Source organism: Rickettsiella endosymbiont of Dermanyssus gallinae, assembly GCF_019285595.1.
In the GTDB taxonomy this organism is placed as follows: domain Bacteria; phylum Pseudomonadota; class Gammaproteobacteria; order Diplorickettsiales; family Diplorickettsiaceae; genus Rickettsiella_B.
This window is the reverse complement of the sequence record NZ_CP079094.1, coordinates 809,703-836,460: the sequence shown is the minus strand read 5'-3', so window position 1 is coordinate 836,460 and position 26,758 is coordinate 809,703. Positions and strand designations below refer to the sequence as shown.

General features: G+C 37.9%; 28 protein-coding genes. 6 read left to right on the top strand and 22 right to left on the bottom strand.

All coding sequences use genetic code 11. The features are described 5' to 3' along the window. Window positions 1-46: 46 nt before the first annotated feature. The 5 genes from KX723_RS04205 to KX723_RS04185 form a co-directional block, all read right to left on the bottom strand. Entirely contained in the window at window positions 47-478 is a 432-nt protein-coding gene (locus KX723_RS04205) for a protein YgfX (protein WP_218814815.1), read from the bottom strand. Further along, window positions 468-746 carry an FAD assembly factor SdhE gene (locus KX723_RS04200; RefSeq protein ID WP_218814814.1) on the bottom strand — a complete coding sequence of 93 codons (279 nt, stop codon included), beginning with the start codon at window positions 744-746 and terminating at the stop codon, window positions 468-470. Before KX723_RS04200 ends, KX723_RS04205 begins: the two co-directional genes overlap by 11 nt. Next, window positions 743-1,279, bottom strand: coding sequence for a hypothetical protein (locus KX723_RS04195; RefSeq protein ID WP_218814813.1), 537 nt, complete (start codon window positions 1,277-1,279; stop codon window positions 743-745). Before KX723_RS04195 ends, KX723_RS04200 begins: the two co-directional genes overlap by 4 nt. 53 nt (window positions 1,280-1,332) lie before the next feature. Continuing rightward, on the bottom strand, window positions 1,333-1,722 hold the full coding sequence (locus tag KX723_RS04190; protein ID WP_218814812.1) for a cytochrome c maturation protein CcmE: 390 nt from the start codon (window positions 1,720-1,722) through the stop codon (window positions 1,333-1,335). A gap of 160 nt (window positions 1,723-1,882) precedes the next feature. Continuing rightward, on the bottom strand, window positions 1,883-2,947 hold the full coding sequence (locus KX723_RS04185) for a GMP reductase (RefSeq protein WP_218814811.1): 1,065 nt from the start codon (window positions 2,945-2,947) through the stop codon (window positions 1,883-1,885). A 120-nt stretch (window positions 2,948-3,067) separates the two neighbouring features. On the opposite strand from KX723_RS04185, the gene polA reads away from it, so the two are divergent. The 6 genes from polA to KX723_RS04155 all read left to right on the top strand — a co-directional run bounded on the left by polA (window position 3,068) and on the right by KX723_RS04155 (window position 10,897). Next, complete coding sequence (gene polA / locus KX723_RS04180) at window positions 3,068-5,767, top strand: DNA polymerase I (RefSeq protein WP_218814810.1); 2,700 nt, start codon at window positions 3,068-3,070, stop codon at window positions 5,765-5,767. A gap of 212 nt (window positions 5,768-5,979) precedes the next feature. After that, window positions 5,980-6,243 (top strand): RNA chaperone Hfq, encoded by a 264-nt coding sequence (gene hfq, locus KX723_RS04175; RefSeq protein WP_218814809.1) that lies wholly within the window; start codon window positions 5,980-5,982, stop codon window positions 6,241-6,243. Continuing rightward, a complete protein-coding gene (gene hflX, locus KX723_RS04170; protein WP_218814808.1) occupies window positions 6,236-7,387 on the top strand; it encodes a ribosome rescue GTPase HflX in 1,152 nt (383 codons plus the stop codon). The genes hfq and hflX overlap by 8 nt, the downstream gene beginning before the upstream one ends. Before the next feature lie 167 nt (window positions 7,388-7,554). Continuing rightward, a complete protein-coding gene (hflK, locus tag KX723_RS04165) occupies window positions 7,555-8,733 on the top strand; it encodes an FtsH protease activity modulator HflK (protein WP_218814807.1) in 1,179 nt (392 codons plus the stop codon). Next, window positions 8,730-9,614, top strand: a complete 885-nt coding sequence (gene hflC / locus KX723_RS04160; protein WP_218814806.1) for a protease modulator HflC — start codon at window positions 8,730-8,732, stop codon at window positions 9,612-9,614. Before hflK ends, hflC begins: the two co-directional genes overlap by 4 nt. Then, entirely contained in the window at window positions 9,611-10,897 is a 1,287-nt protein-coding gene (locus KX723_RS04155) for an adenylosuccinate synthase (RefSeq protein ID WP_218814805.1), read from the top strand. Before hflC ends, KX723_RS04155 begins: the two co-directional genes overlap by 4 nt. A 7-nt stretch (window positions 10,898-10,904) precedes the next feature. On the opposite strand, the gene KX723_RS04150 is transcribed toward KX723_RS04155, so the two are convergent. The 17 genes from KX723_RS04150 to KX723_RS04070 form a co-directional block, all read right to left on the bottom strand. Beyond that, window positions 10,905-12,080, bottom strand: coding sequence for a glycosyltransferase family A protein (locus KX723_RS04150; protein WP_218814804.1), 1,176 nt, complete (start codon window positions 12,078-12,080; stop codon window positions 10,905-10,907). Between the two features lie 18 nt (window positions 12,081-12,098). Beyond that, on the bottom strand, window positions 12,099-13,223 hold the full coding sequence (locus tag KX723_RS04145) for a DegT/DnrJ/EryC1/StrS family aminotransferase (protein WP_218814803.1): 1,125 nt from the start codon (window positions 13,221-13,223) through the stop codon (window positions 12,099-12,101). A gap of 41 nt (window positions 13,224-13,264) precedes the next feature. Next, entirely contained in the window at window positions 13,265-13,999 is a 735-nt protein-coding gene (locus KX723_RS04140) for a cephalosporin hydroxylase family protein (protein ID WP_218814802.1), read from the bottom strand. Continuing rightward, window positions 13,992-14,660, bottom strand: coding sequence for an acetyltransferase (locus tag KX723_RS04135; RefSeq protein WP_218814801.1), 669 nt, complete (start codon window positions 14,658-14,660; stop codon window positions 13,992-13,994). The genes KX723_RS04140 and KX723_RS04135 overlap by 8 nt, the downstream gene beginning before the upstream one ends. Before the next feature lie 85 nt (window positions 14,661-14,745). Then, on the bottom strand, window positions 14,746-15,570 hold the full coding sequence (locus KX723_RS04130; RefSeq protein WP_218814800.1) for a phytanoyl-CoA dioxygenase family protein: 825 nt from the start codon (window positions 15,568-15,570) through the stop codon (window positions 14,746-14,748). Between the two features lie 3 nt (window positions 15,571-15,573). Next, window positions 15,574-15,759: a hypothetical protein gene (locus KX723_RS04125; protein WP_218814799.1), complete on the bottom strand. Its 186-nt coding sequence runs from the start codon at window positions 15,757-15,759 to the stop codon at window positions 15,574-15,576. 107 nt (window positions 15,760-15,866) lie between these two features. Continuing rightward, the gene (locus tag KX723_RS04120) at window positions 15,867-16,037 is read right to left on the bottom strand and encodes a hypothetical protein (RefSeq protein WP_218813323.1); all 171 of its coding nucleotides are present in this window, start codon (window positions 16,035-16,037) and stop codon (window positions 15,867-15,869) included. Then, window positions 16,034-16,690, bottom strand: coding sequence for a phytanoyl-CoA dioxygenase family protein (locus tag KX723_RS04115; protein ID WP_218814798.1), 657 nt, complete (start codon window positions 16,688-16,690; stop codon window positions 16,034-16,036). The genes KX723_RS04120 and KX723_RS04115 overlap by 4 nt, the downstream gene beginning before the upstream one ends. Before the next feature lie 2 nt (window positions 16,691-16,692). Next, window positions 16,693-17,457, bottom strand: coding sequence for a TylF/MycF/NovP-related O-methyltransferase (locus KX723_RS04110; RefSeq protein WP_218814797.1), 765 nt, complete (start codon window positions 17,455-17,457; stop codon window positions 16,693-16,695). Between the two features lie 17 nt (window positions 17,458-17,474). Continuing rightward, entirely contained in the window at window positions 17,475-17,927 is a 453-nt protein-coding gene (locus KX723_RS04105) for a dTDP-4-dehydrorhamnose 3,5-epimerase family protein (RefSeq protein ID WP_218814796.1), read from the bottom strand. Between the two features lie 20 nt (window positions 17,928-17,947). Beyond that, window positions 17,948-19,159 (bottom strand): class I SAM-dependent methyltransferase, encoded by a 1,212-nt coding sequence (locus KX723_RS04100; RefSeq protein ID WP_218814795.1) that lies wholly within the window; start codon window positions 19,157-19,159, stop codon window positions 17,948-17,950. Continuing rightward, window positions 19,131-20,153, bottom strand: a complete 1,023-nt coding sequence (locus tag KX723_RS04095) for a GDP-mannose 4,6-dehydratase (RefSeq protein ID WP_218814794.1) — start codon at window positions 20,151-20,153, stop codon at window positions 19,131-19,133. Before KX723_RS04095 ends, KX723_RS04100 begins: the two co-directional genes overlap by 29 nt. A gap of 32 nt (window positions 20,154-20,185) precedes the next feature. Beyond that, window positions 20,186-21,541 (bottom strand): hypothetical protein, encoded by a 1,356-nt coding sequence (locus tag KX723_RS04090; protein ID WP_218814793.1) that lies wholly within the window; start codon window positions 21,539-21,541, stop codon window positions 20,186-20,188. Continuing rightward, the gene (locus KX723_RS04085; protein ID WP_218814792.1) at window positions 21,538-22,875 is read right to left on the bottom strand and encodes a glycosyltransferase family protein; all 1,338 of its coding nucleotides are present in this window, start codon (window positions 22,873-22,875) and stop codon (window positions 21,538-21,540) included. Before KX723_RS04085 ends, KX723_RS04090 begins: the two co-directional genes overlap by 4 nt. A gap of 97 nt (window positions 22,876-22,972) precedes the next feature. Further along, a complete protein-coding gene (gene asnB / locus KX723_RS04080; protein WP_218814791.1) occupies window positions 22,973-24,862 on the bottom strand; it encodes an asparagine synthase (glutamine-hydrolyzing) in 1,890 nt (629 codons plus the stop codon). A gap of 45 nt (window positions 24,863-24,907) precedes the next feature. Further along, window positions 24,908-25,957, bottom strand: coding sequence for an NAD-dependent epimerase/dehydratase family protein (locus KX723_RS04075; RefSeq protein ID WP_218814790.1), 1,050 nt, complete (start codon window positions 25,955-25,957; stop codon window positions 24,908-24,910). 8 nt (window positions 25,958-25,965) lie between these two features. Further along, window positions 25,966-26,757 (bottom strand): class I SAM-dependent methyltransferase, encoded by a 792-nt coding sequence (locus KX723_RS04070; protein WP_218814789.1) that lies wholly within the window; start codon window positions 26,755-26,757, stop codon window positions 25,966-25,968. Window position 26,758 lies beyond the last annotated feature (1 nt).

Genomic DNA, 26,758 nt, shown 5'->3' with positions numbered 1-26,758 from the left:
TAGTGGAATATGCGAACCGATTATACACGAATTATGCGTATATACCCTAGGATAGGCGCTGCAATTGTCGCCTCAAGCACCGAAAATCGTGATCATTTAGGCTATCCGATAACACTAACACACTGACATGCGACACCGCTTGCTGCTTGTTGAAACAGTTAAAATTTAATAAAACAAAATAGCGCGTACAAATACTATTATCTGCCAGCTTTGCTGTTTTTATCTCCGCCAAATTATCCCTTAATTGCCAATGTCCTCCATTTTGCTGCCAAAACTCGACGACGGAACGTGGGTTATTTAATAAAACATGCTGACGGAAAAGCGTCATAAAACTGACTAAAGCGGCTAGCACTAACAGTAATTTAGTCCACCAGGGCCAAGGTACCACCCATAAACAAGCAATGGCACCGCCATGGATAATCAGTAATAAAATAGCTAAATAATAGGAAGGTTTTAGACGGAAAAACTTACGCGCCATGGCTAATAGCCTCTGCCAAGCGACATAGCAACGGATCTTCAACAGATTTGTTCCTAATCAATATCTGATAAAGATCTTGGTCTTGGTAAGTAAGCAATTCCTCAAACAATCTCTGATCAGATAGGCTTAAGCCCAAATAATGTTTCTCAACAAAGGGTAAGAGTAAAAGATCTAATTCGAGCATACCTCGACGACATTGCCAACGTAAACGATTTAGACTCTCCGCACTGGAATTTTCTTGCTCGGGGAGCGTATTTATTTGATTCATTTAACTAGAATATCATGAATTAAACGTTGGCTGCCATCCGCCATTACTACATAACCTGCGGCATGAGGTAGTTTATCTTGATATAACTCAGAAAACTGCGCTAAATAATCTGCATTAAAAGAAATCGATTTTATGCCCACATTAGCCAAGGTCATATAGTTAGCACGTACGCCGACTAAGGTATGTTTTAAAAACAATAGCTCTAACTCTGAGTAAAGCGGATCAGTTTCTTGAACAACATTGTTATTTGTTTTAGCCACTAAATCCAAAATACGACGCGTCTCAAGCACATCATCCCGGTGATCTTCGGGCGATTTACTGGGGTGTATGACTAAAAAACCTGAATTTTCAGGTAAAAAGGTAGGAAACTCTTTATTACTTTTTACTTTCATATCCACAGCCAATGCACGCACCAATGGCCCTGAACCCATAAAAAATACTTCTTCACTCGGAAAATATCGCGTTAGCAAAATATAGGCCAAGCTAGCTATGATAATCGATACAATCGCGGCGATTATTTTTAACCCTGTCATATTAATATCCCTATCTTTTTAATAAAACAACTGGTCTATATACTAACGTTTTGTCAGTACCCGCTTCGCCTGCATAATACCCCCGGATCCAAACGGCCTTCTATCACCACCGATTGCCCTTCACGAAATAAATCAGGTAATACCCCCTGGTATTCAACCAGCACATTATGCTGAGGATCACTGACAACAAAAGCGACCTGTAACTTATTTGCGTCTTGCTTAATCGTACCTTTTTTTATTTGCCCGCCTAAACGAAAAGACTGACCCGAAGCAACCAGACCTTTTGCAATCTGGCTGGGCGTATAGAATAAGTTAAAGTTTTGTTTGGGTGGATAAAATAATAATAAAGCCAGGACCACTGCCAATATAATCAGTGCTGGCATACTCTTAACCACTGAACTTTTGGCGGTGTTCCCGCTCAACTCGCCATCCTCATGTATCATTTATACACTCCGGTGGCTGCGTTTTCGCGGCGTCTTGCCAAAAATCCAATGGCTGTGAGTAAACAATAAAGTAGAAACCTTGTCTTTGGACCGCATCCATTGCTTTTGTCCTTTTTAGATTCTGCCCCGGTTGTTTCCAAGGCAGAATAATATTCGCTGGTTAATTATCGTTAACTAACTCATTAACCTGTAGCGCAGCAAAAACCTCATTCAATTGCTGTGTTACACGTAAAAAGGTGGTACGTTTTGAAAGTTCTTTTAAGCGCTGCGCACCGACATAAGTACAGGTAGAACGTAATCCGCCTAAAATATCGAGTACAGTATTTTCAACCTTACCTCGATAGGGAACATTCACAGAGCGGCCTTCGCTGGCACGGTAAGCATTCATCCGGCCATGATGTTTATACATCGCCTCACTCGAGCTCATGCCATAAAAGCGCATAAACCATTTACCATCTTCCTGTATCTTTTCTCCCGAACATTCTTCATGGCCGGCAAACATACCGCCCAGCATAACAAAATCGGCTCCGGCCGAAAATGCCTTCGCCACATCACCCGGCGAAACACAGCCTCCGTCGGCACATAAATGCCCACCTAAACCATGCACTGCATCCGCACATTCAATAATAGCGGATAACTGCGGATAACCCACACCGGTTTTTAAACGCGTGGTACAAACAGAACCAGGACCTATCCCTACTTTAATAATGTCTGCACCGGCTAAAACTAACTCTTCTGCCATTTCAGCCGTCACCACATTACCCGCAACCAACGTTTTTTTAGGATATTTTTCGCGTAAAGCACGAATACAATCCACAAAGCGCTGCGTATAACCATTCGCCACATCAATACAAATAAAAGGTGTAGGAACGGCTTTAAGAATTTTACCGAGCAGTGCTTCATCTTCCGGTTTAATACCGGTAGTTGCAAAGCAATACTTATGTAGCTTGGGATGTTTTGCGTGAAACTGCTTCCACTCTTTTAAATCCGCAAATTTATCAATTGCCGTCAGTAGCTTATGCTTGGCTAAACTATCTGCCATCGCAAAGGTGCCGGTATGGTCCATATTGGACGCAATAATAGGTATTCCTTTCCAAGAAAACTGCGAGTGTTTAAAAGTGTATTCCCGGGTGAGATCAACGTCGGCACGTGTCTGCAACGTGCTACGTTTAGGCCGAATCAATACATCTTTAAAGTCAAATTTTATTTCTTGCTCAATACGCATAGAATAACCTCATAAATTAACCCTAACTTTGCACTATCCACGGTATTTATGATCAGCCATGTGACTCGTGCGGCGTATGGTATCATACTGAGAACGGTTAAACACTGGCGAACTTCTCTGATGAAAAAACCGCTTATTCTGGTGGATGGCACTTCTTATCTGTATCGCGCCTATCACGCCCTACCCCCTTTAAATAATACAAAAGGTGAACCCACGGGGGCTATTTATGGCGTCATTAACATGCTGCGCAAGCTGATCAAAGACTATCAACCCGATCATATAGCGATCGTATTTGATGCGAAAGGCAAAACCTTTCGTGAAGACCTCTATACGGCCTATAAAGCAAACCGCGCGACGATGCCTGAAGAATTACAGCAACAAATAGAGCCCCTCTACGCCATTGTTGATAGCTTGGGGCTGCCTCGAATAATCCAAGCGGGTGTAGAAGCCGATGATGTCATCGCTAGTTTAGCGGAAAAAGCGATACGCGAGCATTTACCAGTCTTAATTTCCACCGGCGATAAAGATTTTGCGCAATTGGTTAATCCGCATATCACACTAGTCAACACCATGAGTAATACCGTGCTCGATCGTGAAGGCGTCATAAAAAAATTTGGTGTAACACCCGAGCAAATAACGGATTACCTCAGTTTAGTCGGTGACACCGTCGACAATGTACCCGGCGTTCCGAATGTAGGTCCCAAAACAGCCGCTAAATGGCTTAATCAGTATGGGGATTTAGCCACGATAATAAAAAATGCCGCCGAAATTAGCGGTAAAGTGGGCGAAAACCTTCGTGCGCATCTGGATCAACTTCCCCTTTCTCGCCAATTAGTGACCATTAAAAAAGATGTTGAACTCAATGTCACATTAGAAGATTTACGCCCTAAAGCCGCTGATAGCGCACAGTTAATGCAATGGTATAAACAACTTGAATTCAAAGGCTGGATTAAAGAGCTAGAAAACAGCGCCCCGACTGTAGAAGAAAATATCGCGCTAGAAAATACCTCTAAAAAAAACTATCCCATTATCCTCGATGAACCCAGCTTGGATGATTGGATTAAACAATTAGAAACCGCTGCAGAATGGGCATTGGATACTGAAACAACCAGCTTAGATGCAATGAAAGCGGAATTAGTTGGCTTGTCATTTGCAATTAAACCGGGAAAAGCTGTGTATATTCCGCTCAGCCATGATTATCTTGATGCGCCTAAACAACTGGATAGGAATTTGGTACTAAAAAAATTAAAGCCGCTATTGGAAAATCCTAAGCAGTTAAAAATAGGTCATAATCTAAAATATGATATGAGCGTATTAGCAAACTACGATATACAGTTGCAAGGGCTTGCTTTTGATACCATGTTAGAATCTTATTTACTGGATAGCGCCAGCAATCAACACAGTTTAGATAATGCAGCCTTAAAACATCTGGATTATAAAACCATTCATTTTACTGATATTGCCGGCAAAGGGGCTAAACAAAAAACCTTTAACCAAATCGATCTCGCCACTGCCGGCGAATATGCGGCGGAAGATAGCGATATTGCGTTGCAATTACACCAATCACTCTGGCCACAACTAATCGAATCGCGCCCATTAGCAACCGTCTTAACAACACTTGAAATGCCGCTGGTTTCTGTTTTATCACGCATAGAACGCTATGGTGTTTTAATCGATGCCACATTACTAAAAAAACAAAGTGTTTCACTCGCTAAACGTCTTTTAATCCTAGAAAAAAAGGCCTATGACTTAGCAGGAAAAACCTTTAACTTAAGCTCGCCTAAACAACTACAAACTATTTTATTTATAGAACAAGGGTTACCTATCGTAGAAAAAACACCCACGGGACAAGCATCCACCTCTGAAAGTGTTTTACAAGCGTTAGCGTTAGAATATCCTTTAGCCAACGTTATCCTAAAACACCGCAGCTTAAGTAAATTAAAATCGACCTATACCGATAAACTACCACTACAAATTAATCCAAAAACGGAACGAATCCATACCTCGTATCATCAAGCGGCCGTTTCTACAGGGCGTCTTTCATCCTCTGACCCCAATTTACAGAATATCCCTGCACGCACCGAAGAAGGACGGAAAATTCGCCAGGCTTTTATTGCAGCACCGGGCTACCGCATCATTTCCGCCGACTATTCACAAATTGAACTACGCATCATTGCACATTTTTCACAAGACAAAGGTCTACTTGATGCATTTGCACAAGGACTTGATATTCATCAAGCCACGGCCGCCGAAGTACTCAAAATCCCACTTGAACAAGTGACCCCCGAACAACGCCGTAGCGCTAAAGCCGTTAACTTTGGCCTGGTTTATGGTATGTCTGCCTTTGGTTTAGCACGACAATTAGGCATTGGGCGTGAAGAAGCCAAACAGTATATTGATCGTTATTTTATGCGCTATCCGGGTGTAAAAAATTATATGGAAAGTACGCGGCAACAAGCAAAAAAACAAGGTTATGTCACTACCTTGTTAGGGCGGCGCTTAAATTTACCGCGAATTAATGCCAGTGATCCATTACAACGCAAGGCCAGTGAACGTGCTGCCATTAACGCACCACTACAAGGCAGTGCGGCAGACATTATCAAAAAAGCCATGATCGATGTGGATCATGCTTTTTTAGCGCAAGGTCTAGATGCACGTATGATCATGCAAGTCCACGACGAACTTGTCGTTGAAGCGGCAATCAGCTGTCAAGATAAAGCCAAACAATTAATCGAAGACCTCATGGTCAATGTGGTAAACTTAAGCGTCCCCTTAACCGTTGATATTCAAATTGGTAATAATTGGGATGAGCCCCTATAGCCATTAGTCGCTATAACTAGTAGCTAAGACCCCGGTAAAACCCGGTTTTATTGCATTAAGATAATACTATCTTACATACAGTCTCTGTTGGGACTATGCCCTATCCATTTCCCATGCTAAACTTACAAGACTTGGCTATAAGCTAAATAAATTTAAGACCAAGGCTTTTTGAGATTATATTTATATTTAAAATTTGCATGGAGAAGCTAATTATGTCTAAAGGGCAACTACAAGATCCTTTTCTAAACGCGCTGCGTACAGAAAAAGTCCCAGTTTCAATTTATCTCGTGAATGGAATCAAACTGCAGGGCTTAGTAGAGTCTTTCGATCAATTTGTGGTGTTATTAAAAAACTCAGTAAGCCAGATGGTCTACAAACATGCTATTTCAACAGTCGTGCCTGCACGAAATGTTAGTTTAGCCATTAGTCCTGCAAAAACTGAAAAAGATGAGGAATTAGAAAGCATTAATGTTTGAACGTCCGCAGAGCGGTGAGCTAGCGATATTAGTACATATTCATTTTGAAAAAACCGAAAGTAAGGAAATTGTAGAAGAATTTCATGAGCTAGCTCTAGCGGCGGGCGCAAAACCAATGCATTTAATTTTAGGGGGGCAACGAACACCTTTCGCAAAGTATTTTATAGGACTTGGGAAGGTAGACGAGGTGCACGCCGCATTAACCGCTCATCAAGCAAAATTAGTCATCTTTAATCATGATTTATCCCCTGCACAAGAACGCAATCTAGAACAACAATTACAGTGTCGTGTCGTAGGTCGTATTGGTTTAATTCTCGATATCTTCGCCCAACGTGCACGTACTTTTGAAGGAAAACTGCAAGTCAAACTGGCACAGCTACAACATATGTCAACGCGACTCATTCGTGGCTGGACTCACTTAGAACGACAACGTGGCGGCATTGGTTTACGCGGCCCCGGGGAAACACAGCTAGAATCTGATAAACGTCTTATTCGACAACAAATTAAAACCATAAAAAAACGTTTAACCAAAGTACAAAAACAACGTGCGCAAAGCCAACGTGCTAGACGGAAATCGCAGTTAAGTCATATTTCTTTGATAGGCTATACCAATACCGGCAAATCAACGCTTTTTAATGCACTAACCGGCGCCAGCGTTTTCGCCGCTAATCAACCTTTTGCAACCTTGGACCCAAGTATACGGCGTTTACGTCTATACAACGGAACCCATGCCATTTTGGCGGATACCGTTGGTTTTATTCGCCAGCTTCCGCATGATTTAATTGAAGCTTTCAGCGCAACCTTAGAAGAAACACAAGAAGCTAACTTATTGATACACGTTGTTGATGCCACCAGCAGCGATAAACTAGAACGCAATAAAGAAGTTCAGCGTGTACTGGAAAAAATTCAAGCCAAGCAAATTCCTCAACTACTTGTTTACAATAAAATTGATTTACTCACGGATACGCCCCCCCGTTTAGAACGCGATAGCATGGGATTACCCAGCAAAGTTTGGGTATCGGCGAGTACGGGCGAAGGCTTTACCTTATTACAGCAAGCACTGTACGAGCTATTGCTTGCCCAGCAAGCCCCCGTTTCTATTCAATCCTTTCCTTTATCCACCCAAGAATTTGGCTCATGCTGAACCTATACTCACAGCCAAAAATTCAATGGTTAAGAGTATATTTTAATTAATAGTTGCGAGAACCAACCAGCATGCCTAAAATGAGGCAGCTGAATCGGCAAGCGCGCCTCTTCAAATGAGAAAGGCTACTTAAAGCCATAACTTATTAAAAACAACTGGAGCCACTTATGCCCTGGAATGAACCGGGTAATTCAAGTAATAATAAAGATCCGTGGACCGGTCGACCTAAACAGACCCCGCCGGACCTAGAAGCTTTTTTACGTGACTTACGCAAAAAAATTGCTGCATTTTTTAAATTAAAAGCACTCAATAAAAATACCCGTGCGCTCACAAAAACCTTTTTACCAGCTCAATTCAATATTAAAATGTTGGGATTACTTTTTAGTGCGCTTTTATTAAGCTGGCTATTTTCCGGTTTCTTTACCGTAGCACCTTCTGAACAAGCGGTGATCACCCGGTTTGGAAAATATCATGCCACGCTTTCGCAAGGACACCATTGGATTTTTAGACCCATTGAAACACGTTATATTATTTCAGAAAAAAACGTAGCCTTTTCTTATGAAACTAATTTATTAACACGTGATGAAAATAAGGTCTCTTTAATCATAAAAGCACACTACGCCATAGACAATCCACGTCAATATCTTTTTGCGGATACACAATCCTTGCAAAGTTTACAAGACGCTATGGCAAATGCTACCCATCAAGCCCTAAGCCAATATTCTTTAGCACAGCTTTTAACCGCCAATCTTTTTTCGCTACAGCAAACGCTGCAAAGCAAAATCGATACCTTGCTTGCGCAATATGCGACGGGTTTAACCGTCAGTGATCTTGAAATCCAAGCGATTCAAGCACCTGAAGAATTAAAAGCGTCATTCGAAGAGGTAACACAAGCACAAGCAGAAAAAGCGCAGCTTGAAAACCAAGCTAAAACCTATGCCTTGCAGCTAGAACCCAAAACGCAAGGCGAAACAAAAAATTTAATCGCTAACGCAAAAAGTTATCAACAAGAAGTGATCCTAAAGGCAAAAGCAGAAACAACACGCTTTTTAGCGTTATTACCTGCTTATGAAGCAGCGCCGCTATTGACACGTAAACGGCTGTATTTAGACGCCATGCAAGTCATGATGGCACATAGTCATAAAATGCTGCTCGATGTTCCCAGCAATACATCACTCTCTTTAAATTTAGATAATATAAGCAAGCAAAGCGTAGCGGAACCCACCACGATGGCGGCTGCTCAAACAGCGACAGCAACAAAACCAAACACGGTACTTAGCATGGCAACGCCTGCAAAAAATGATACTGTGCCCAGTAGTTATAATATAACCGGAGGCTATGAATGAGCCTGACTAAAAATAAAATTATTCTTATTCTAGGCTTTTTAATAGCGACTTTATTTCTAAGTTATCAGAGTATTTATACCGTAGCGGAAGGTCATACGGCGCTATTAGAAAAAGCTAACTTAGCAAATTCGCAAGTGGGACCTGGTTTACACTTCGCGCTGCCTTTTTTTGTGCGGCCTGAACAAATTGATCTACGTCTGCGTAGCATCTCTTTTACAAAATCCAATCTTTTAACAGCGGATGGGCATCCACTGCTTATCGATTATTATACAAAATGGAAAATTATTGATCCTGTTTTATATTATCAACAGACACATAATGATAGCCAGAAAACGCAACAACGTTTAACACAAATCATTAATACGCTATTACAAACCGAGTGTGCGCGTAACACGCTGAATACGATCATTAGCAACCCGAATGTTTCTACCCAAACCGTACGAGCGCAAGCGAACCAGCAACTCCAAACACTGGGTATCTCCCTAGTTGACATAGGATTTAAATCCATCGATTTCCCTACTGAAGCTAACAACACATTGTTAGAAAACAGACGTTTGGAACAAGCACAAATCGCATTAGAACAACGTGCGATGGGCAAAGCCAATGCTGAAAGCATTCGTCTAAAAGCAGATAATGATGCTGCTTTAGAACTGGCAAAAGCTACCGAAGAAGCAGCGTTTATTCGCGGACAAGGCGATGCGGAGGCTGCAAAAATCTACAGCGCGGCTTATCAAAAAAACCCTCAATTTGCGGCTTTTTATCTTAATTTAGAAGCGTACAGAAAAGGCTTTACACAATCATCCACTAAAAATAACTTCCTCGTATTAAATATCAAAGATGGTCTTTTTAACGCTAAGGAAAATTTGAGACTTAAATCATGACAAAAACCCTTATTATTGTTGGCTGCCAATGGGGCGATGAAGGCAAAGGCAAGATTGTTGACTTATTAACACCGCATGTTAAAGCGGTAGTACGATTTCAAGGCGGGCATAATGCGGGCCATACACTCGTCATCCAAGGCAAAAAAACTATTTTACGCTTAATTCCCTCGGGTATTTTGCATGCCGGCGTAGAATGTTTAATTGGTAATGGTGTTGTTATTTCACCAGAAGCCCTACTGAAAGAAATGAACGAGCTAGAAGAAAAAGGTATTCCGGCGAGTCAACGACTACGGATTAGTGCTAGCTGCCCACTCATCTTGCCTTCGCATATTGCACTCGATGAAGCACGCGAAAGCAACGCAAAAAATGCCATTGGTACCACTAAACGCGGCATAGGGCCTGCGTATGAAGATAAGGTGGCGCGACGTGGTTTACGGATGAGTGACTTGTTTAACCCTACACAACTTGCTGCAAAATTAAAAACTTTGTTGGATTACCATAACTTTCTGCTACAACACTATTATAAAGTCTCAGCCATTGATTACGATCAAACCTTAGCTTCATTGCTAGAGATGGCTAAAAAATTAACCCCTTTAATTACCGATATACCGGCGCTTTTATCAAAATATCAACAAGAAAAAAAACCACTCTTGTTCGAAGGCGCACAAGGAACCTTTTTAGATATCGATCAAGGGACTTATCCTTTTGTTACCTCTTCCAATACTATTTCAGGTGGCGCTGCAACAGGCAGTGGATTAGGCATACGCTATTTCGATGCTGTATTAGGGATTAGTAAAGCCTATAGCACGCGCGTGGGTAATGGTGTATTCCCAACTGAATTACTTGATGAAGATGGACAGACCTTGCGCGATCGTGGCCATGAATACGGTAGTGTAACCAAACGTCCGCGTCGTTGTGGTTGGTTAGACAGTGTTTTATTACGTAGGGCGGTACAACTCAATAGTATTTCTAGCTTATGTCTAACAAAATTAGATGTGTTAGATGAAATGGAAACCATTAAAATTTGTACCGCGTATCAATTAGAGGGTAAGCAGCTCAATGATTTACCGCTAAATCCCGAAGATTTAGCACGCTGTGTTCCCATCTATGAAGAACATCCGGGTTGGAAAACATCCACCACGGCGATTAAAGAATTCTCGAAGTTACCGGCTAATGCACAAAATTATATACGGCGCATTGAAGAATTAACCGGTGTTTCTATTACTATTATTTCTACCGGGCCCGATAGAGAAGAAACGATTATATTGGAAAAAATAATTTAAGTCGTTTTCAAAATAGCTCTAGCATAAACGGAATATTTTTAAAAAACGATCTTAGCCTTATTTTATAGTTTATTAGAATTTGTATAAATCGATAGCGATACAATTTTTCGCGAAACCTTTTCCTAGGCAGGGTATTTTTGCTTGAACACAACTCAGCCGGAATAGCATTCTGCAAAATACCCTGCTCTTTTTCATACGCTAAGAGTATCTTCCATTGTGATTGCTGCTCCTCAGAGCAAGAAAATTGAAACCGTTGCAAATCTTCCTTACACAAGCGAATTAAATTTTCCTTATTTATCGCATAATTGCCTATTTTCAAGCGATTTAAAATATTATAATCGTAAGAGCAAAAATTATGTAGCGAACCATACAGGTTAGCGATAGGCAGGTCATTTAAAACCCACATCAAATCACTATCTTTTAAAAAAGCTAATGCAGTCCCACTTTTATGTTCATATTGGTATCCATTACCTTTAAAATTATTAACCGAATAAAGTAATACTTTCTCATAGCACATCGCTTTATCCGCATACGCTAAAGCCAAAACACAGGAAGTATAATCACATGAAACAGGAAAAAACACGCGCTCATGGCTAGATTTTATTTTATTAATCAACCGTGCGCTGTAAAAACCAAAACATATTTTTCCCAAAATATAGTGTTTCCCGTCCTGTCTAATATCCCCTTTTAAACTAAATCGTCTTACTAGTTCCTGTTTAGGATCAAAATAATATTTAGTCTTATTATCTTTTTCCATAGGACCTTGAAATTTATACTTAAACAATTTTTCTGCATGATATTCAATGCCTCCATGGCAATAATTCAAAATATCAATGTTTAAATCTTTATTCAATAAGGCATAAGCTTCCTTTAAAGCCGTTCTACGTAAAACTGTTTTGTCTATTAAAACACCCACATAAAGTCCTTTCGCATGATCTAAAGCAAATTCCCAATTATCATGCATACTCAACACTTTATTAGGTCTGATATAGCTTAAATTCTTCCTGTGTAACTGCTGTATAAATTTAAAATTAATCGCTTGATTTTCAGCATCGCTATTATCAGAAATAATGATTTCAAAATTATTAAATTTTTGCCTAAGCAAACTAGAAACAGCCAGACGCAGCATATCTGGACGATTTCTTGTCGGTATAATAATTGAGAAAAAAGGGTTACTTGACATAGGATCCTTCAAAAATAACTACACTAAAACTTCATTTAAGGTTTTTAAACTATTTGCAATATATAAAATTTCAGACTTTTTTAAATTCAAATGACTAGGTAAATTAATCGCTTTTTTAGCGATCTGATAAGCATTTTTGTTGTATAACGCTGCGCGCTCCTGATCCGCACTGTTGTCGTAAGCTTTTAGTGAGCTTAAGGGATCAAAAAAAGGACGGCTTGATATGTGGTTCTTTTTTAAATTTTCTATGATGTGCGCTTTTGAAGGATAATAGTGGGCATCAAAAACAGCGGTTGTCATCCAATAACTGTTTTTTATATCATCATGATCCGGATTTAAGCTGATTTTATTGAGCTTAGATAAAGCTTGGCTATATTCATTAAAAATAGCACGCTTTTTATTAACCAATTCATCCACTCTTTCAAGTTGCGCTAAACCTAACGCAGCTTGTAAAGAAGACATCTTGTACTTATAAGCAACTTGAAAATTTTGGAATAGGGTATCGCCAGGTAAACGCCCATGATCACGTAAAATCATACATTTTTGATAAAGCGCATCATCATCCGTCACTAGCACCCCTCCCTCTCCGGTGACCAAGGTTTTAGAACCATGAAAACTAAAACAACTGCTTATACCAAACTGCCCGGATAAACATCCTTTATACTCTGATCCAATTGATTGCGCGGCATCTTCAATAATAGGAATATTATGTTGAGCCGATAAGCGCATTAAAGCATCGTACTCGGGCATATGGCCATAGAGATTAACCGCAATAATTGCTTTAGTATTTTTAGTAATACACGACGCTACAGTTTCTGCGGATAAACACCAGGTTTTTAGATCGATATCCGCAAAAATAGGCGTCGCGCCCACATAACTAATAGGCGCTGCTGAAGCAATCCAAGTCGTATCAGGTACAATCACCTCATCCCCTGCGCCGATATCTAAAGCTAACAAACTTAAATGTAACGCGGAGGTACAGCTAGGCAAACTGATGGCATATTTTCGATTAAGATAAGCTTTAAACGCGTTTTCAAAGCGATCAATATATTCATTAGCCCGATCATACCAGCCATGTGTCACCGCATCGGTCACATAAGCAATTTCTTTGTCTGTAATCCAAGGACCGGCTACAGGAATCATCTGTTATACCTAGGTTATTTAATGATTAGTCAGAAAATTTTTTATTTAATACATTTTAAATAACCATCTTCTGCCACTGTAATCAACAATTTATTAGGAATTGCCTCATCTATCTCGAAACGATCGCTTGTTTTAAGAAAATCATGTACGGCAATTTTAGGGTTATTGCCTTTACCCCAAGGGCGAGGCGGAAAATAATCACTGGGCATGTTTTCAATCACGGTATCCATCACTAATAGATAATGACCGATACTGACCCAAGGACTATACAACTCTAGCTCTTTAAGCACATGAGCATGGGTATGATTTGAATCTAAAATAACCATAACCTTATCGGTAGCTTGGATTAATTTAGAAATTTTTTGAATAGTATCAGGCTCTATAGAAGACCCTTCCACTAAATGAATACGAAAAGCTAAGGGATGCGCTTCAATGGCCTTCCTATTATGTTCGCGTATGTCTATATCAACACCAATGACTTTTCCTTTACCATTTAAAAGGTGCAATATAGATGCGCTTAACATTAATGATCCACCGCGTGCCACACCAGTTTCAATAATAATATCCGGTTTAGTACGCCAGATAATTTCTTGAATCGCTACCATATCCTGTGGAAATTGAATAATTGGCAAGCCTAACCAATCAAAGTTATAAGAATAATAATTTACCGAGCTTTTAACTAAGAATTCAAGTGCATTATTTTTAAGTTCACCGGCACTACCCAGCTTTTCAATATTTCTCAGTCGCTCGCAATAAAAATCATGTGTCTCACTCATGAATTTTGTCCTCAAGTTTTTTATATATTCTTGCAGGAACCCCAAAAACAATCGTATTGTTAGGAATATCCTTGGTCACCACTGCGCCTGCTCCCACTATAACGCCGCTGCCAATTTTTATACGTGGAAGAATAGTCGCATTGGCGCCAATCGTAGAAAAACTCCCAATTTCAACACATCCTGTAATCGTCGCTCCTGGCATAATATGACAACCTTTTCCTATGTTGGATTCATGATCCACCGTTGCATTCGTATTAACAATGGTTCCTTCACCAATTTTTACACGCTCAGATACAGCCGCCATACCTAAAACCTGAACACCTGCTTCCAAAAAAGCGGTTTTAGAAACCCAAGCCGAAGCATGAATAATAGTTATAGGCACAAAGCCCCGATTAATTAATTTAGCATGTATGCTAACCCTATCTTTGCCTTTATCTCCCCCTATAGCGATACAAAAATAAATAGGTTCAATGATCGTAGCGAGTAATCGACTTTTTAATAAGAAAATTTCATCGTGAAAAATAGGATAATTTTTAATCGCCGGGTTAATTTCTTTATTTTTGTCTATCAATGCTAATAAATCAAAATTATTTTCTTGTAAAATAGAAAATAATATTTGGGCATGTCCAGAAGCACCCCATATTATGACTTTCTTTTTCATCAGCTAAAAAAACTTACCATCATCTGTTATTCAAGAGAAAAATCGTGGTGCTACCTTAACAACTCCCATTCGGTGCAAGTTAGCATTAAAAAAACAAATGGGGTATCACATCCTCTATTGATCGCCCTACTGCAAAGCCGCCTAACCATTTTGTTTCCCTACCAAATTTATTTAAAAAGTTAAAATATCTAAATTGCATTGACCAACGCGATTTTTGAGAAAAATTAAAACCTGATTTATGGATAGCACAAAAATCAAAAACCAGTAAATCACCCGGTTTTAATAGCGGTTTTATAATATCATAATTTGAAATGAGCGCGTCTACATTCTTAATTCGTAAATTATATCCTTTATTTTCATTATTTCCTGCATAGTATAACTTCTGTGCGCCTTGCTTATGTGAACATGCTGCGATTTGTAAAGGCCCATTTTCATTGGTTAGCGTGCGTAGTGGAGACCAAAAAACAATACCATCTAAACTTCTAAGCTGATAAGGAAAATCTTGATGCCAAGAATAAAGAAACTTATCTTCCTGTGGAAGATCAATTCTAATACCATTGCCACTTCCCGCATATCCAGCTAGACAAGCATCTAACAACGATTCATATAATTGTTTATTTTTTAATGAAGACGATAAACGTATAAATTCAGGTATATATTTTATAATATCATAAATTAAACTGGCTTCTTTTCTATTCCCATAGGCTAATTCTAAAAACCCATCATCAAAATTATCTTCAGAGATAGCATCTTTCACATCTATGGATGGCAAATTATTTCTTTCTCGAACTAAATCGATAAGTTTTTTTATACCCACATAAATAGGCATGAGCTCATCAAGGGTATAAAAATTTTTTAAAATAAGGTAGCCATTATTCTGGTAAAATAAAGCTTGCTTATCGGTAATCATTATCTAAGGTTCCAAAATATACTCCGGATGATAGCTTTCAAAGGCATCACCTTCTATCATACCTCCTGGCCAATCTCTTGCTATCGCATCAGGATGATCAAAGTCACCATGGCGTACTTGTACTGTCCAACGATAATTTTCACTGGTATTTTGAGTACTTTGATGCAATAAAAGAGTCGAAAACACCAAACAGCTTCCAAATTCCAGGGGAATTAAAAAAGACAAGTGAGTCGCTATGCTCCCGAAGAATTTCGGCCATCGTGTCCCCGAAATTCGTTCGCATGACGCGACTGAAATTAGGCCGCGATACGTCCTGCGTCCGGCACGCACTCACTCCTTCGGAGTTCATGCCCGTGCCTCCCACAAATGACTTTACGGCGTGATGCGTTTCCTGCTTCGCCCGTCAACGCACGCCTATCGCGGGCTCTTCGACTTCGCATTGCTTTCACAATGCTTTCCTGTCTCATCGTTCGTATTTTTCCTTTAAATATTTATTCGCTAATTCAATCGTGTGCGCGCCATTTTTATTCAAATTAGCTGAATCTATTACCTTAACTTTTGCCACCCCTTCCTTATGTGATCCCGAATAAATTCTTAAAGTGCCTTCTTTTGCAGTAACCTTTTTTAAAGGGATCCAATAAACGAGGGCATTCATAGAATCTTGTATATACGGATAATCTTGGTGTAAATCAAACAGATAGGTATCTTCATTCGGGTGGTCAATACGAACGGCTTTTAAGTTAGAAGAAACCACATAAGAGGTCGACATAATTTGTTTGGAAAGTTGAATAATTTTTTTATGACAACTCAGCTCATGTAAGGGTGTTATTCTACGGCAAGCTCTATAAACAATGCCGGCTAATTTTCTATCTTTATGACATAATGCTTTAAATCCATTATCAAAATGCTCATCCGATCGTATCGTCGCACTTGAAATACCTTGTTTTTTACACAGTTGAAAAATAAAATTACTGATATATTTCCTAACGGATTTTAATAGGCGCTCATCTAATAAGTTTTTAGCGATAAAAAATCCGTTATTCGTAATCTGTTCTCTTGCTTTGGATAAACATACTTGCCAATTATTTAATTTAAAATCAATTAAATATCTATCAAGCATGGTTAGCTTCCCTTGATAATATATGTTCCTGGCGTGGATGCAAAAGGAAACTTATTTAATTTTGGCATACTAGAACCAAAATATTCCTCAACTGCTTGACTTTCGCCTGGCCATTCTGTCATGCCATACTCATCAAATATAACAACACCACCCGGAACTACGAGAGGATAAAATGCTTTTAATGCCGCCAAAGTAGGCTCGTAAAGATCGACATCTAAGTGTAAAAGAGAAATTCTTAATCCAGGATTTTCTTTAGTGTATTGTTCTGCAGTTTTAGAAAGATCACCTTCAACTAATTCAATTCTTTTAGAGCGCGGGATAAAACTATCCTTATGAAATAAATCGATATGTTTAAGCAATTCTTCATAATAAACACCTGCATTCCATCCGCCGACTACCTTAGAACGCTCAGGTTTTTCCATACCATCTTGCGTAGCTAATCGCTCAAAACCTTTAAAATTATCAAAGCCAAGGACTTTTTTGATCCGATCCCCAGGACAAAATATTTCAACTAATTTAGCCCATGTTAAAAGACCTGCGCCTCTATAAACGCCACATTCAACGATACATCCTGGAAGATCTTTTGCCATTTTAAATAGTTCATAATGAAGCAAAAAACGCGTTAAATTTATTCTACGTGTATAAATAGAAAAAGATTCAAGCACGTCCTTCAAGGGAACATCGTGTTCTTTAACAATTTCTTCAATATCTAGCCACACCTCTTGATCATGTGGATATGCACTACCCGTTCTTTCAAAGGTCTTCATATTATTTCTCCTCTTTTTCAACACAAAGTAAAATATACATTAATATCTTTAATACTTAATACGCTTGCTGATTTATGCTCATAAAAAGTATCCATCATATATAAAACTTCAGATTTATCCTCTAAGGTTTTATATCCATGCGCAAATCCTTTCGGAATGTAAAACATTTTTTTATTTTCTGCGGTTAATTCAGTACCATAATACTGATAATAGGTTGGCGATTCTAGTCTTATATCGATGATAACATCATAGATTGCTCCTTGTGTACAGCGCACTAATTTAGTTTCCGCATACGGTTCTTGCTGATAATGCATTCCGCGAATTTGTCCCTTTTTTTTATTAAAAGACGTGCTCATTTGCACAAAATTTGTTACCAGGCCATGCTTTTTAAATTCTCTACTACAAAAAAAACGTGAAAAATAACCCCGCTCATCCTGATGTGGTTCCATTTCAATTAAATAGGCGCCCATTAAAGGTAAAGCGGTAAACTTCATCCCAGCGTTTTAACATGCGGTAAAGGAACAATAAATTTTCCACCCTGCTCTCTAAATGCTTTTTGTTGTTCTAAAATCTCTTCCGTAAAGTTCCAAGTTAATAACAACGCATACTCTATTTTTTTATCCAGCAACGCATTAGGTAATTTAACTTCTAAAGAAGTGCCAGGTGCATAAAGCCCTTGTTTTTTAGGATTTCTATCTACTATAAAATCGAGTGCGTCGCTATTTATATCAAAAAAGTTTAATAATGTGGTTCCCTTTGCTGAAGCACCATAAGCCGCAATACGCTTGCCGTGTTTCTTTAACTCAGAAAGCTGATTGATTAAATTATCTTTTAAATCAAGTAAGCTACGCATAAATTTAAAGTAGGTTGATTGTTCATATAAACCTCTTTCTTCTTCTTTTGTAATCAGCTCATCAATCATTGGCTTAACCGGCCGCGCGCCTTTATGTCCAACAAAAATCCTTAAACTTCCGCCATGAATTGCTAATTGATCAATATTAAATATTTCTAAATCATTATTATGAAAGGCTATTTTTAACGGTTTTACTGAAAAATAATATACATGCTCATGATAGATAGTATCAAATTGTAAATTATTGATGAGGTCTAGAAAATAAGGCACCTCAATGATCGCATATCCCATCGGTTTTAATAAAAGCTTCAAGCCACGAATAAAATTATTGATGCTCGGAATGTGTGCCATGACATTATTCGCATGAATAATGTCCGCTTGTTTATCTTCTTCCACTAATTTTTTTGCTAGATTTTCATTGAAAAAATCACATAACACGGGAATTTCATCGCTGTAGGCTTTCTTTGAAATGTTTTCAGCCGGATCAATCCCTAAAACGCTAATACCGTAGCGTGTATAGTTTTTTAATAAATAACCATCATTGCTACCTATTTCAATTATAAAGGGATTTTCTGGAAGACTAGGAATAATATGCTCAACCAGCTGCTTTGCTGCTAACAGCATGGTATCGGAATAAGAAGAAAAATAAAGATAGTGTGAAAATAAGCTTTTTGGATCAAGCACATCACGAAGTTGTACTAAACCACAGCCCTGACAGAGCAGGGCCTCTAGGTTATACTTTTTTTCATCCTGAATTATTTTATTTTCTGAGAAAGCGTTTGCTAAAGGTAGCTGGCCTAAAGCAATAATAGAAACTAGCTCACTCTGCGCACATAAGCGACAATTCATTCTGCACCTTCTCTTTTCTCTCTAGATGATTTATATACCAAGCAATCGTCCTTTTTAACCCTTCTTCTAGAGTAAAACGAGGCCACCAGCCTAAATCGCGATGCGCTTTTGATGAATCTAAAAATTGCGCTGAAATTTCACCTGCATTTTCACCCAAAATAACTGGACTAAAATCTGAATGCATCAAATTGAGAATGGTATGTACCAATTGTAAAACAGTGCATTGCGACTCATTAGAAAAATTAAATGCCTCTCCACATAAAGCACTATTCTGTTCTAGTCCTTCACATAATTTCATATATGCACTAACCGCATCTTCTATATAAATATAATCGCGTATTAAATTTCCATCTGAGCGAATAATAGGCGCCTTCTTTCGAAAAATAGCACGAATGCTGCTTGGAATAATACGGTTCCAATTCAGATCGCCACCACCGAAAAAATTCCCGCACCGTGTAATCGCAATGGGGAGATTAAAGCTTTTAGCATAACTGACACTAATTCTATCCGCACAAGCCTTGCTCACATCATAGGGATAAATAGCATTCAGCGGCATCGCTTCGTTATAGGGTAAATTAGGCGCTTCTCCATAGGCCTTATCAGAAGAGGCTATAATAATTGAACTGATACCTTTATTCAAGCGACAAGCTTCTAATAAATTCCATGTTCCAGCGATATTAGATTCAAAGGTTGATAAAGGATTTTTATTCGCTATAGGCACAATCGTCTGCGCCGCTAAGTGAAAAACAGACTTAATTTCGTATTCAGCTAAAATACGCTCCAACTTTTTCACATGGCTCAAATCGCCTCGGACAATAGAGATATTATTGTAATTTTTTCTTTGCAACAACAGTGAATTAGGAACCCAATCACGTAATAATACAACAATATCGGCACCTTCCTTTAATAAGGCTTCTACTAGCCATCCGCCGACCAATCCGCTAGCCCCCGTAATAAAAACACGTCTATCTTGCCAAAAATTATTGTTCATCATCAAATTTTCCAAAGCGCCGCGCTTAAAATCTGTTACTCAAAATTATTTTTCTTTCCAAACCCTATGTTTAGTTTCATTAAACGATTTGCCATATAAAAAGCATATCGCTTCATCCCTTCGGATAAGGCATAAAGTTTTTTCGTCCCTTTATAGGGTGAATCAAACATAAAAATAAAAAAATTCAACATAATAAACTTACATTCTGCTATGAAAACATAAATAACATTAGTCATTCTATTTTTTTTCTTCACTTGACTTAAATATTCAAAAACTCTCTGATTAGAAAGATGCATTTCCTGTTTAAATGATTTTTTTAAAAGCAGCAGCTCTTTTTCGACCATATGACACAGCTGTTTAGCTGAATATTCTTTTGCTAGTATTAAATCAGTATACGTTCGTTCAGTCAGTACTTTTATATAATCATCATTTTTTAATTTATTAACAACCTCGGAAAAATTGCTAAAATCCTTTTTTAGCGCAATATAATGCAGCTCCTCTTTTAAAATTCCATTATAATTTCCCGGGAAAAGTATCATCGCGGTGCGCAAAGCAGCTGCCTCAAAAATACGCGGTGAAATAGCCGCATAAGGGACTTTATTTTCATGTTCGGACAACAATAACTTAGAAGCGACTTTAAATTTCATATCAGGATACTTTTTGAGCAGATATTTGGTTTTCTTTTTTATATCACCTGTAAAGTCCCAAATGCTTGCGCCACTTTCTGTACCCAATACCGCACGGCTTGACTGCATCTTATTAATCCAGGCTTGGCCATAGATTCTGTCTCGTTCGTTAACGCTAATATCACAATTTAGATCATACTCACTAACCCGTTCTTTAACGCCATGCGCTATAGCCACTCTTTCTTGGGCTAAATAACCTAATGAAAAGGGGTAAATCCGGGAACGATAAAAAATATCTAAGGGTCTATCTGATAAGGGTAATGGCGATATATTTTTGATTGAATCAGGCACATAAGCAGTCAACACCGTCACCTTTTTCATCGGCTTAAGTTCAGGGTAAGGATAAGCTAGCTCAATATTTTCTTGATCGACCAATGTGAATAAAATATCAACCTTTAAATCCGCTAAGCAAGCACTGGTTTTATTGACGTGCTGGTATTCATCTTGTAAAAAAACAAACTTAATCCCGGTATATTTTTTTATTTTTTCTTTTAATTGTTTGCAAAGATAATACTCATTATAAATCTTTATAGAATAATGAATGCCTATGGCATCAAACGTTGCTAAATTTAACTTATGGAGTATTTTACAGGTCAAAGGGTTTTCTATAAACCAATTCAGCGTAGGGCAATCCGTCGTGGCTCTAATATGATCCTGAACTGCCATTGCAGGGTGACTCGTGTCAGCGAGTAATAATAGTTTCATATGGATTTTTTCTCTAAAAGAGAAAAATAGATATGCCTTATATATTTTTTTAAAATACAAGGCAGCAGTTCATAAAAAAACTTTAAAACCTTTTTTACTTTTTTGGATGAATCTTTATAAAAAATAAAGGAATTACTGTCCTTGATGAAACAAGATTCGCTGTACGGATGCTGTACTTTAACTTTTTTGCGTAAATCAAATTCACTCTCAACCACCACATCAAATCTATGGATAAAGTCTTTATAGGAATAAAGGGGGTTTAAAGCAATTTCTTGATAAGCCGCTTCAGCGATTGTTTGTAACTGACTATTTGATCGAACAAACTCAATAACCGTCTTTATATTACTAAAATCTTTTTTTAACGGTATATAATGTTGCCAAGGCTTTAATATGCCTGAATAATTTCCTTCATATAAAATGAGTACTGTTTTTAAAGCGATGGCTTCAAAACAACGTGGTGAAATTTGATTTAAACTGATTTTGTTTTCATGCTCTTTTAAAAATAAATCTCTATTTTTTTCAAAAGAAGAAAATGGGTGCCATAATTGATAACTTTCTACTGTTCTTTCTATCTCACCGGAAAAATCAAATACACTAGCGCCACTTTCTACACCTAACATCGTTCGGCAGGAAGAAATAAATTTTATCCAATCATCCCCGTACAAACGTTTTTTTTCATTATAAGATAGATCTAAATTTAATTTTTCATGTTTAGTATGTTTATAAAAGCCGTCAGAAATTTGATATTTTTCAGCACCTAGGGTTCCTAACCAAAACGGAACTTTACGTGCCCGATACCCCACATCAACTGAACGGTCCTCTAATGGCGTAATAGATTGCTTTAATAAATTTTCCGGAATATAACCGGTTAAGTTATTTATTTTTTTTAGGCTTGGAAATAATGCGCTAGGATAAACTTTTTCAATTTCGGCACTAGGCACACACGTATAAAGAATATCAATTTCTAAATTAGCTAATTCTTTACATACCGCATTAATGCGTCGATATTCATCCTGAATAAAAACAACTTTTAAACCATTAAATTTTTTAATCGCATTTTTAGCTCTATCTGCTAAATACACAGAGCCAAATAAACTAACTGAATAATGTATGATGAGTACATCAAATCTATTCAGATCTAAATCTTCAGGATATACGCCAATCTTTGAGTAGAGAGAAATAGTATGTGTAGAATATTTAACAAAGGCATCAATATGATCGATTATCGTTGACGCGTCCCCTTTAACTTGGGGTCTATTGCAAAACATTAATATATTCTTCGCACTTGAATTTTTGGCCACGTTGCCACTCCACTTGCCATCCTCATGTATCATATATACACTCCGGTGGCTTCGTTTTCGCGGCACCTTGCCAAAAATCCCATTGCTGTGAATATATATTTAATCTAGATTTATTCATCATAAAATGGGACTAATTATCTATAAATTTTAAAAACCATAGTTCTAAACACAGCGCTCCCCAAATAGAGCGGTTAATCGGTTCTTTATTTTTAAACACTTTTTTTAGCTTGCTTATATTAAGTATGCCACGCTCTTTCGCTTTCTTTGATAAAAGAATATCTTGTATAAAACCATGCTGTTTTCCATAAAACCATTCCGATAAGGGAACAGGAAAACCCATCTTATCTTTTCTTTTTACAATACTCTCTGGTATATGATGTTTAATCGCCTCACGAAAAATATGCTTGGTTTTTCCCGATGCAAATTTAATTTTATCTGGTATGCTCGCTGAAAACTCTACTAATCGATGATCAAGCAGAGGAACACGCGATTCTAGCGAAACGGCCATGCTCATACGATCTTCAACCTGTAATAGCGCAGGTAGCGATGTCTTCAAATCAAAATAAAGCATTTTGTTAAGTAAGGAACTTTCATTTTTGTGATTAAATATTTTTTTAAATCTAGAAAAACAATCCGTCGCTTTATAATATGAATCAAGGTAAATTTCATCCTGATTATTCTTTCTATCAATAAGATGAAAATAATTTTCATCTTCATCGCCAAAAAATTTTTTCTCGAAAAAGTTTTTTAACATTCCTTTATAATTGCTCAATAAGGAAAGATTATTAGCAATGCAACCCAAGGTAATTTCGTTAGCGGCTGTTTTGTTAGAAATAGCACTGGATAAGCATTTTTCTAAATACGCTATCAGATATCTCGCATAACCGATAAACAGCTCATCGCCTCCCTGCCCGCCTAAAACCACTTTCACATGATCGGCTGCAAATTTAGAAACATAATATTGTGGAATTAAACCAGGCCCGGCAGCCGGTTCATCCATAAAATGGATAAGTTCTGGCAGTATGCTAGCCAGATCAATCTCAGATAATGCAATTTCATGATGTTGGGATCCTACATGGCTGGCTACTTGATTAGCATAAGGACTTTCATCATATTGACTATCAATAGGGAAAAAACCGGTAAAGGTTTTAAAACTATCCGGCGTTTTATGACGACGGCTTGCTAGACAAACGACGGCACTGGAATCTAAGCCGCCGGATAAATGCGCACCTAATGGTACATCCGCTTGTAAATGTAGATTAATCGATTCGTCTAATAAACCACCCAATCTATCAATATAATAAGGCTCCGTAATAACATCATGCGCTGTATAGTCGATATCCCAATATTGCTTATGTTCTATATTAAGCGTGTTTTCATTGACACTGACAGTTAAATAATAACCTGGCTCTAATTTCTTAATATTTTTAAATAAGGTTTGATCGCCCAAACAAAATTGAAAGGTTATATAGTCACTCAGACCTAAATCATTAAGCTCGGCACCTACCCTATCTGAAGCTAATATGCCTTTAATTTCTGAAGCAAAAATAAACTGCTGCTGATTAGAAAAAAAATAAAACGGCTTAATGCCAAGTCGATCGCGTGCGCAGAATAATATTTTTTTTTTATTATCCCATAAGGCAAATGCAAACATGCCCCGCAAATGATATAAGCATTCTAGGCCCCATTTTTCATAGGCATAAATGATCACTTCTGTATCAGAATGACTGCTAATAGGATAGTGTTCTTTTATAAGGTCACGGCGTAGCGCTAAATAATTATATATCTCGCCATTAAAAACCAAGCTATAGCGACCATTTTCACTGATAAAAGGTTGTTTCCCGCCTTGTAAATCAAGAATACTTAAACGCTGATGACCTAAAGCAATACCGTATTTTTCATCAATATAAGTAGCATGCCCATCAGGACCACGATGCCGGATGGTTTTCTTCATGGATTCAATACTGATTGCTAAATTTTCTTTTTCTTTTAAATCAACAATTCCAGCGATGCCACACATAAAAATATATCAATGACTAGCGATTAAACTAGCTCCTATTTTGAATCAGACCGTCTCTAAATAATAAGCATGTTTATCAATACATTGCTGTATGAGTGGTAAATTTACGCGCGTCCAATCAATGGTTTGCTCAAGACCCTGGGTAATTTCAACACTGGCAGTGAAATTCATCTCTTGCTCTGATTTTTTTGTACAACCATAACGCTTACCTGAGCGATCCCAGTCTCTTGCTAAACAAAAATTAATCGGTGTAGCATTTTCAGTTAATTGATTAATTAATTCAGCTAATTGATGAATTGAAGTTTCTTGCCCCGATGCCAGGTTATAGCTCTCTCCCGATTTTCCTACGGTTGCGCAACGCATTAAGCCTTTTACAATATCAGCGACATAAATAAAATCTCGTGACGCAACACCTTTATTTTCAATCGGCAATGCTTCTTTATTCAGTGCTTTAAAAATAAAACAGGGGATAACATTCCGCCAAATCGTATGTGCAGTGCCACGCCATTGACCCGCACCTAAAATTTCACCAGGACCATATACATTTTGAAAGCGTGCCTTCACAAAGGGTAGTTTATTTTGCGTGAAAAAATAATTCCCGTAAAACTCTCCAAATATCTTTGACATTTGATAAGGGCTATCTAAATAGAGAGAGACCTGTTCCGCTTCTAACGTTGCCTCTGCACTATCAAAGGTTTTTTTTGCTATCGAACAACCCGCCGAGGCGTAGACCACTTTTTCTAAGTGCTTAAAATCTTTAATATGATTAAACAATTTTAAAGAGGTTAAGGTGTTATTTTCATGATCCGCTAGCGGATCATGTATTGAACTCTGATTTCCATGATACGTTGCTAAATGAAAGATAAAGGAAACATCGGAGGGAATTTTAGCTAGTACCGCATCATGACTGATTGAACCGAAAATAAAATGAAGCTTTGGATGTTTAGGTAGTTGCGAAATTTCTGAGGATAATAAATTATCGATGACTATAAGTTCGGCTATATCCTCTTCCAATAATTTTTTACAAAGATTACTTCCTACAAAACCAGCACCGCCAACAACAAGCACTTTTTTATTTTGAAATGTTAACGACATACCCTCTCCTATTTTATACATTGTACATAGAGATCAGTACCGAGGACTTTTCCGAGATTATTTAGTAAGTATTTTCGGAATGGTCCACCGACATTTTCTACCTTCACTTTACAACTAGAAAAATCATTACATAATTTTTTTAATTTCTTTTTTCCAAATAACTCTGTAAAGGGTGCACTTTTTCCAGCCAGGTTATGATCATAATTATATCTTTCGCTATCATTTAAAACGCGAGATTCTTTTAATAATGAATTAAACGTTTTAAAGGGACGAAGTAAATATTCTCTATAAGAATATTGGTTATAACACATAAATAATAATTTTCCGCCGGGCTTCAAAACGCGATAGGCTTCATCAACACATTTTTTTACATTCCCTGTATGATGAAAACAGCCTATCGATACTACCAAATCAAAAAAATTATCTTGAAAATCAAGTTGATGCGCGGACATTGTACGTGCAGTCTGTGGTTTTCCTATAAGCTTTAAACGATGATTTAGAAAGTTAACCGGCTCTTCCGCTAGATCCACCCCTGTCAAAGAGTGGGCATTTCCAGCAAGGTACTGAGAAACCGTACCATAACCTAAGCCTATTTCTAAAACTACGTTTCCATGACTACTTTCTGGTGTTACGTAAGTTTTTTTTAAATACGGATAAATGGAAAAATACCAATCATCAAATTTTTTAAGCGACTCACTGGATGAATCATTAATTTTTAGTTGTTTTGCCGCATTTGAACCACAAAGCTCACTCCAATATTTTACATTTTTTGCATCCAATTCTGCTTGCAGCAATGGCATA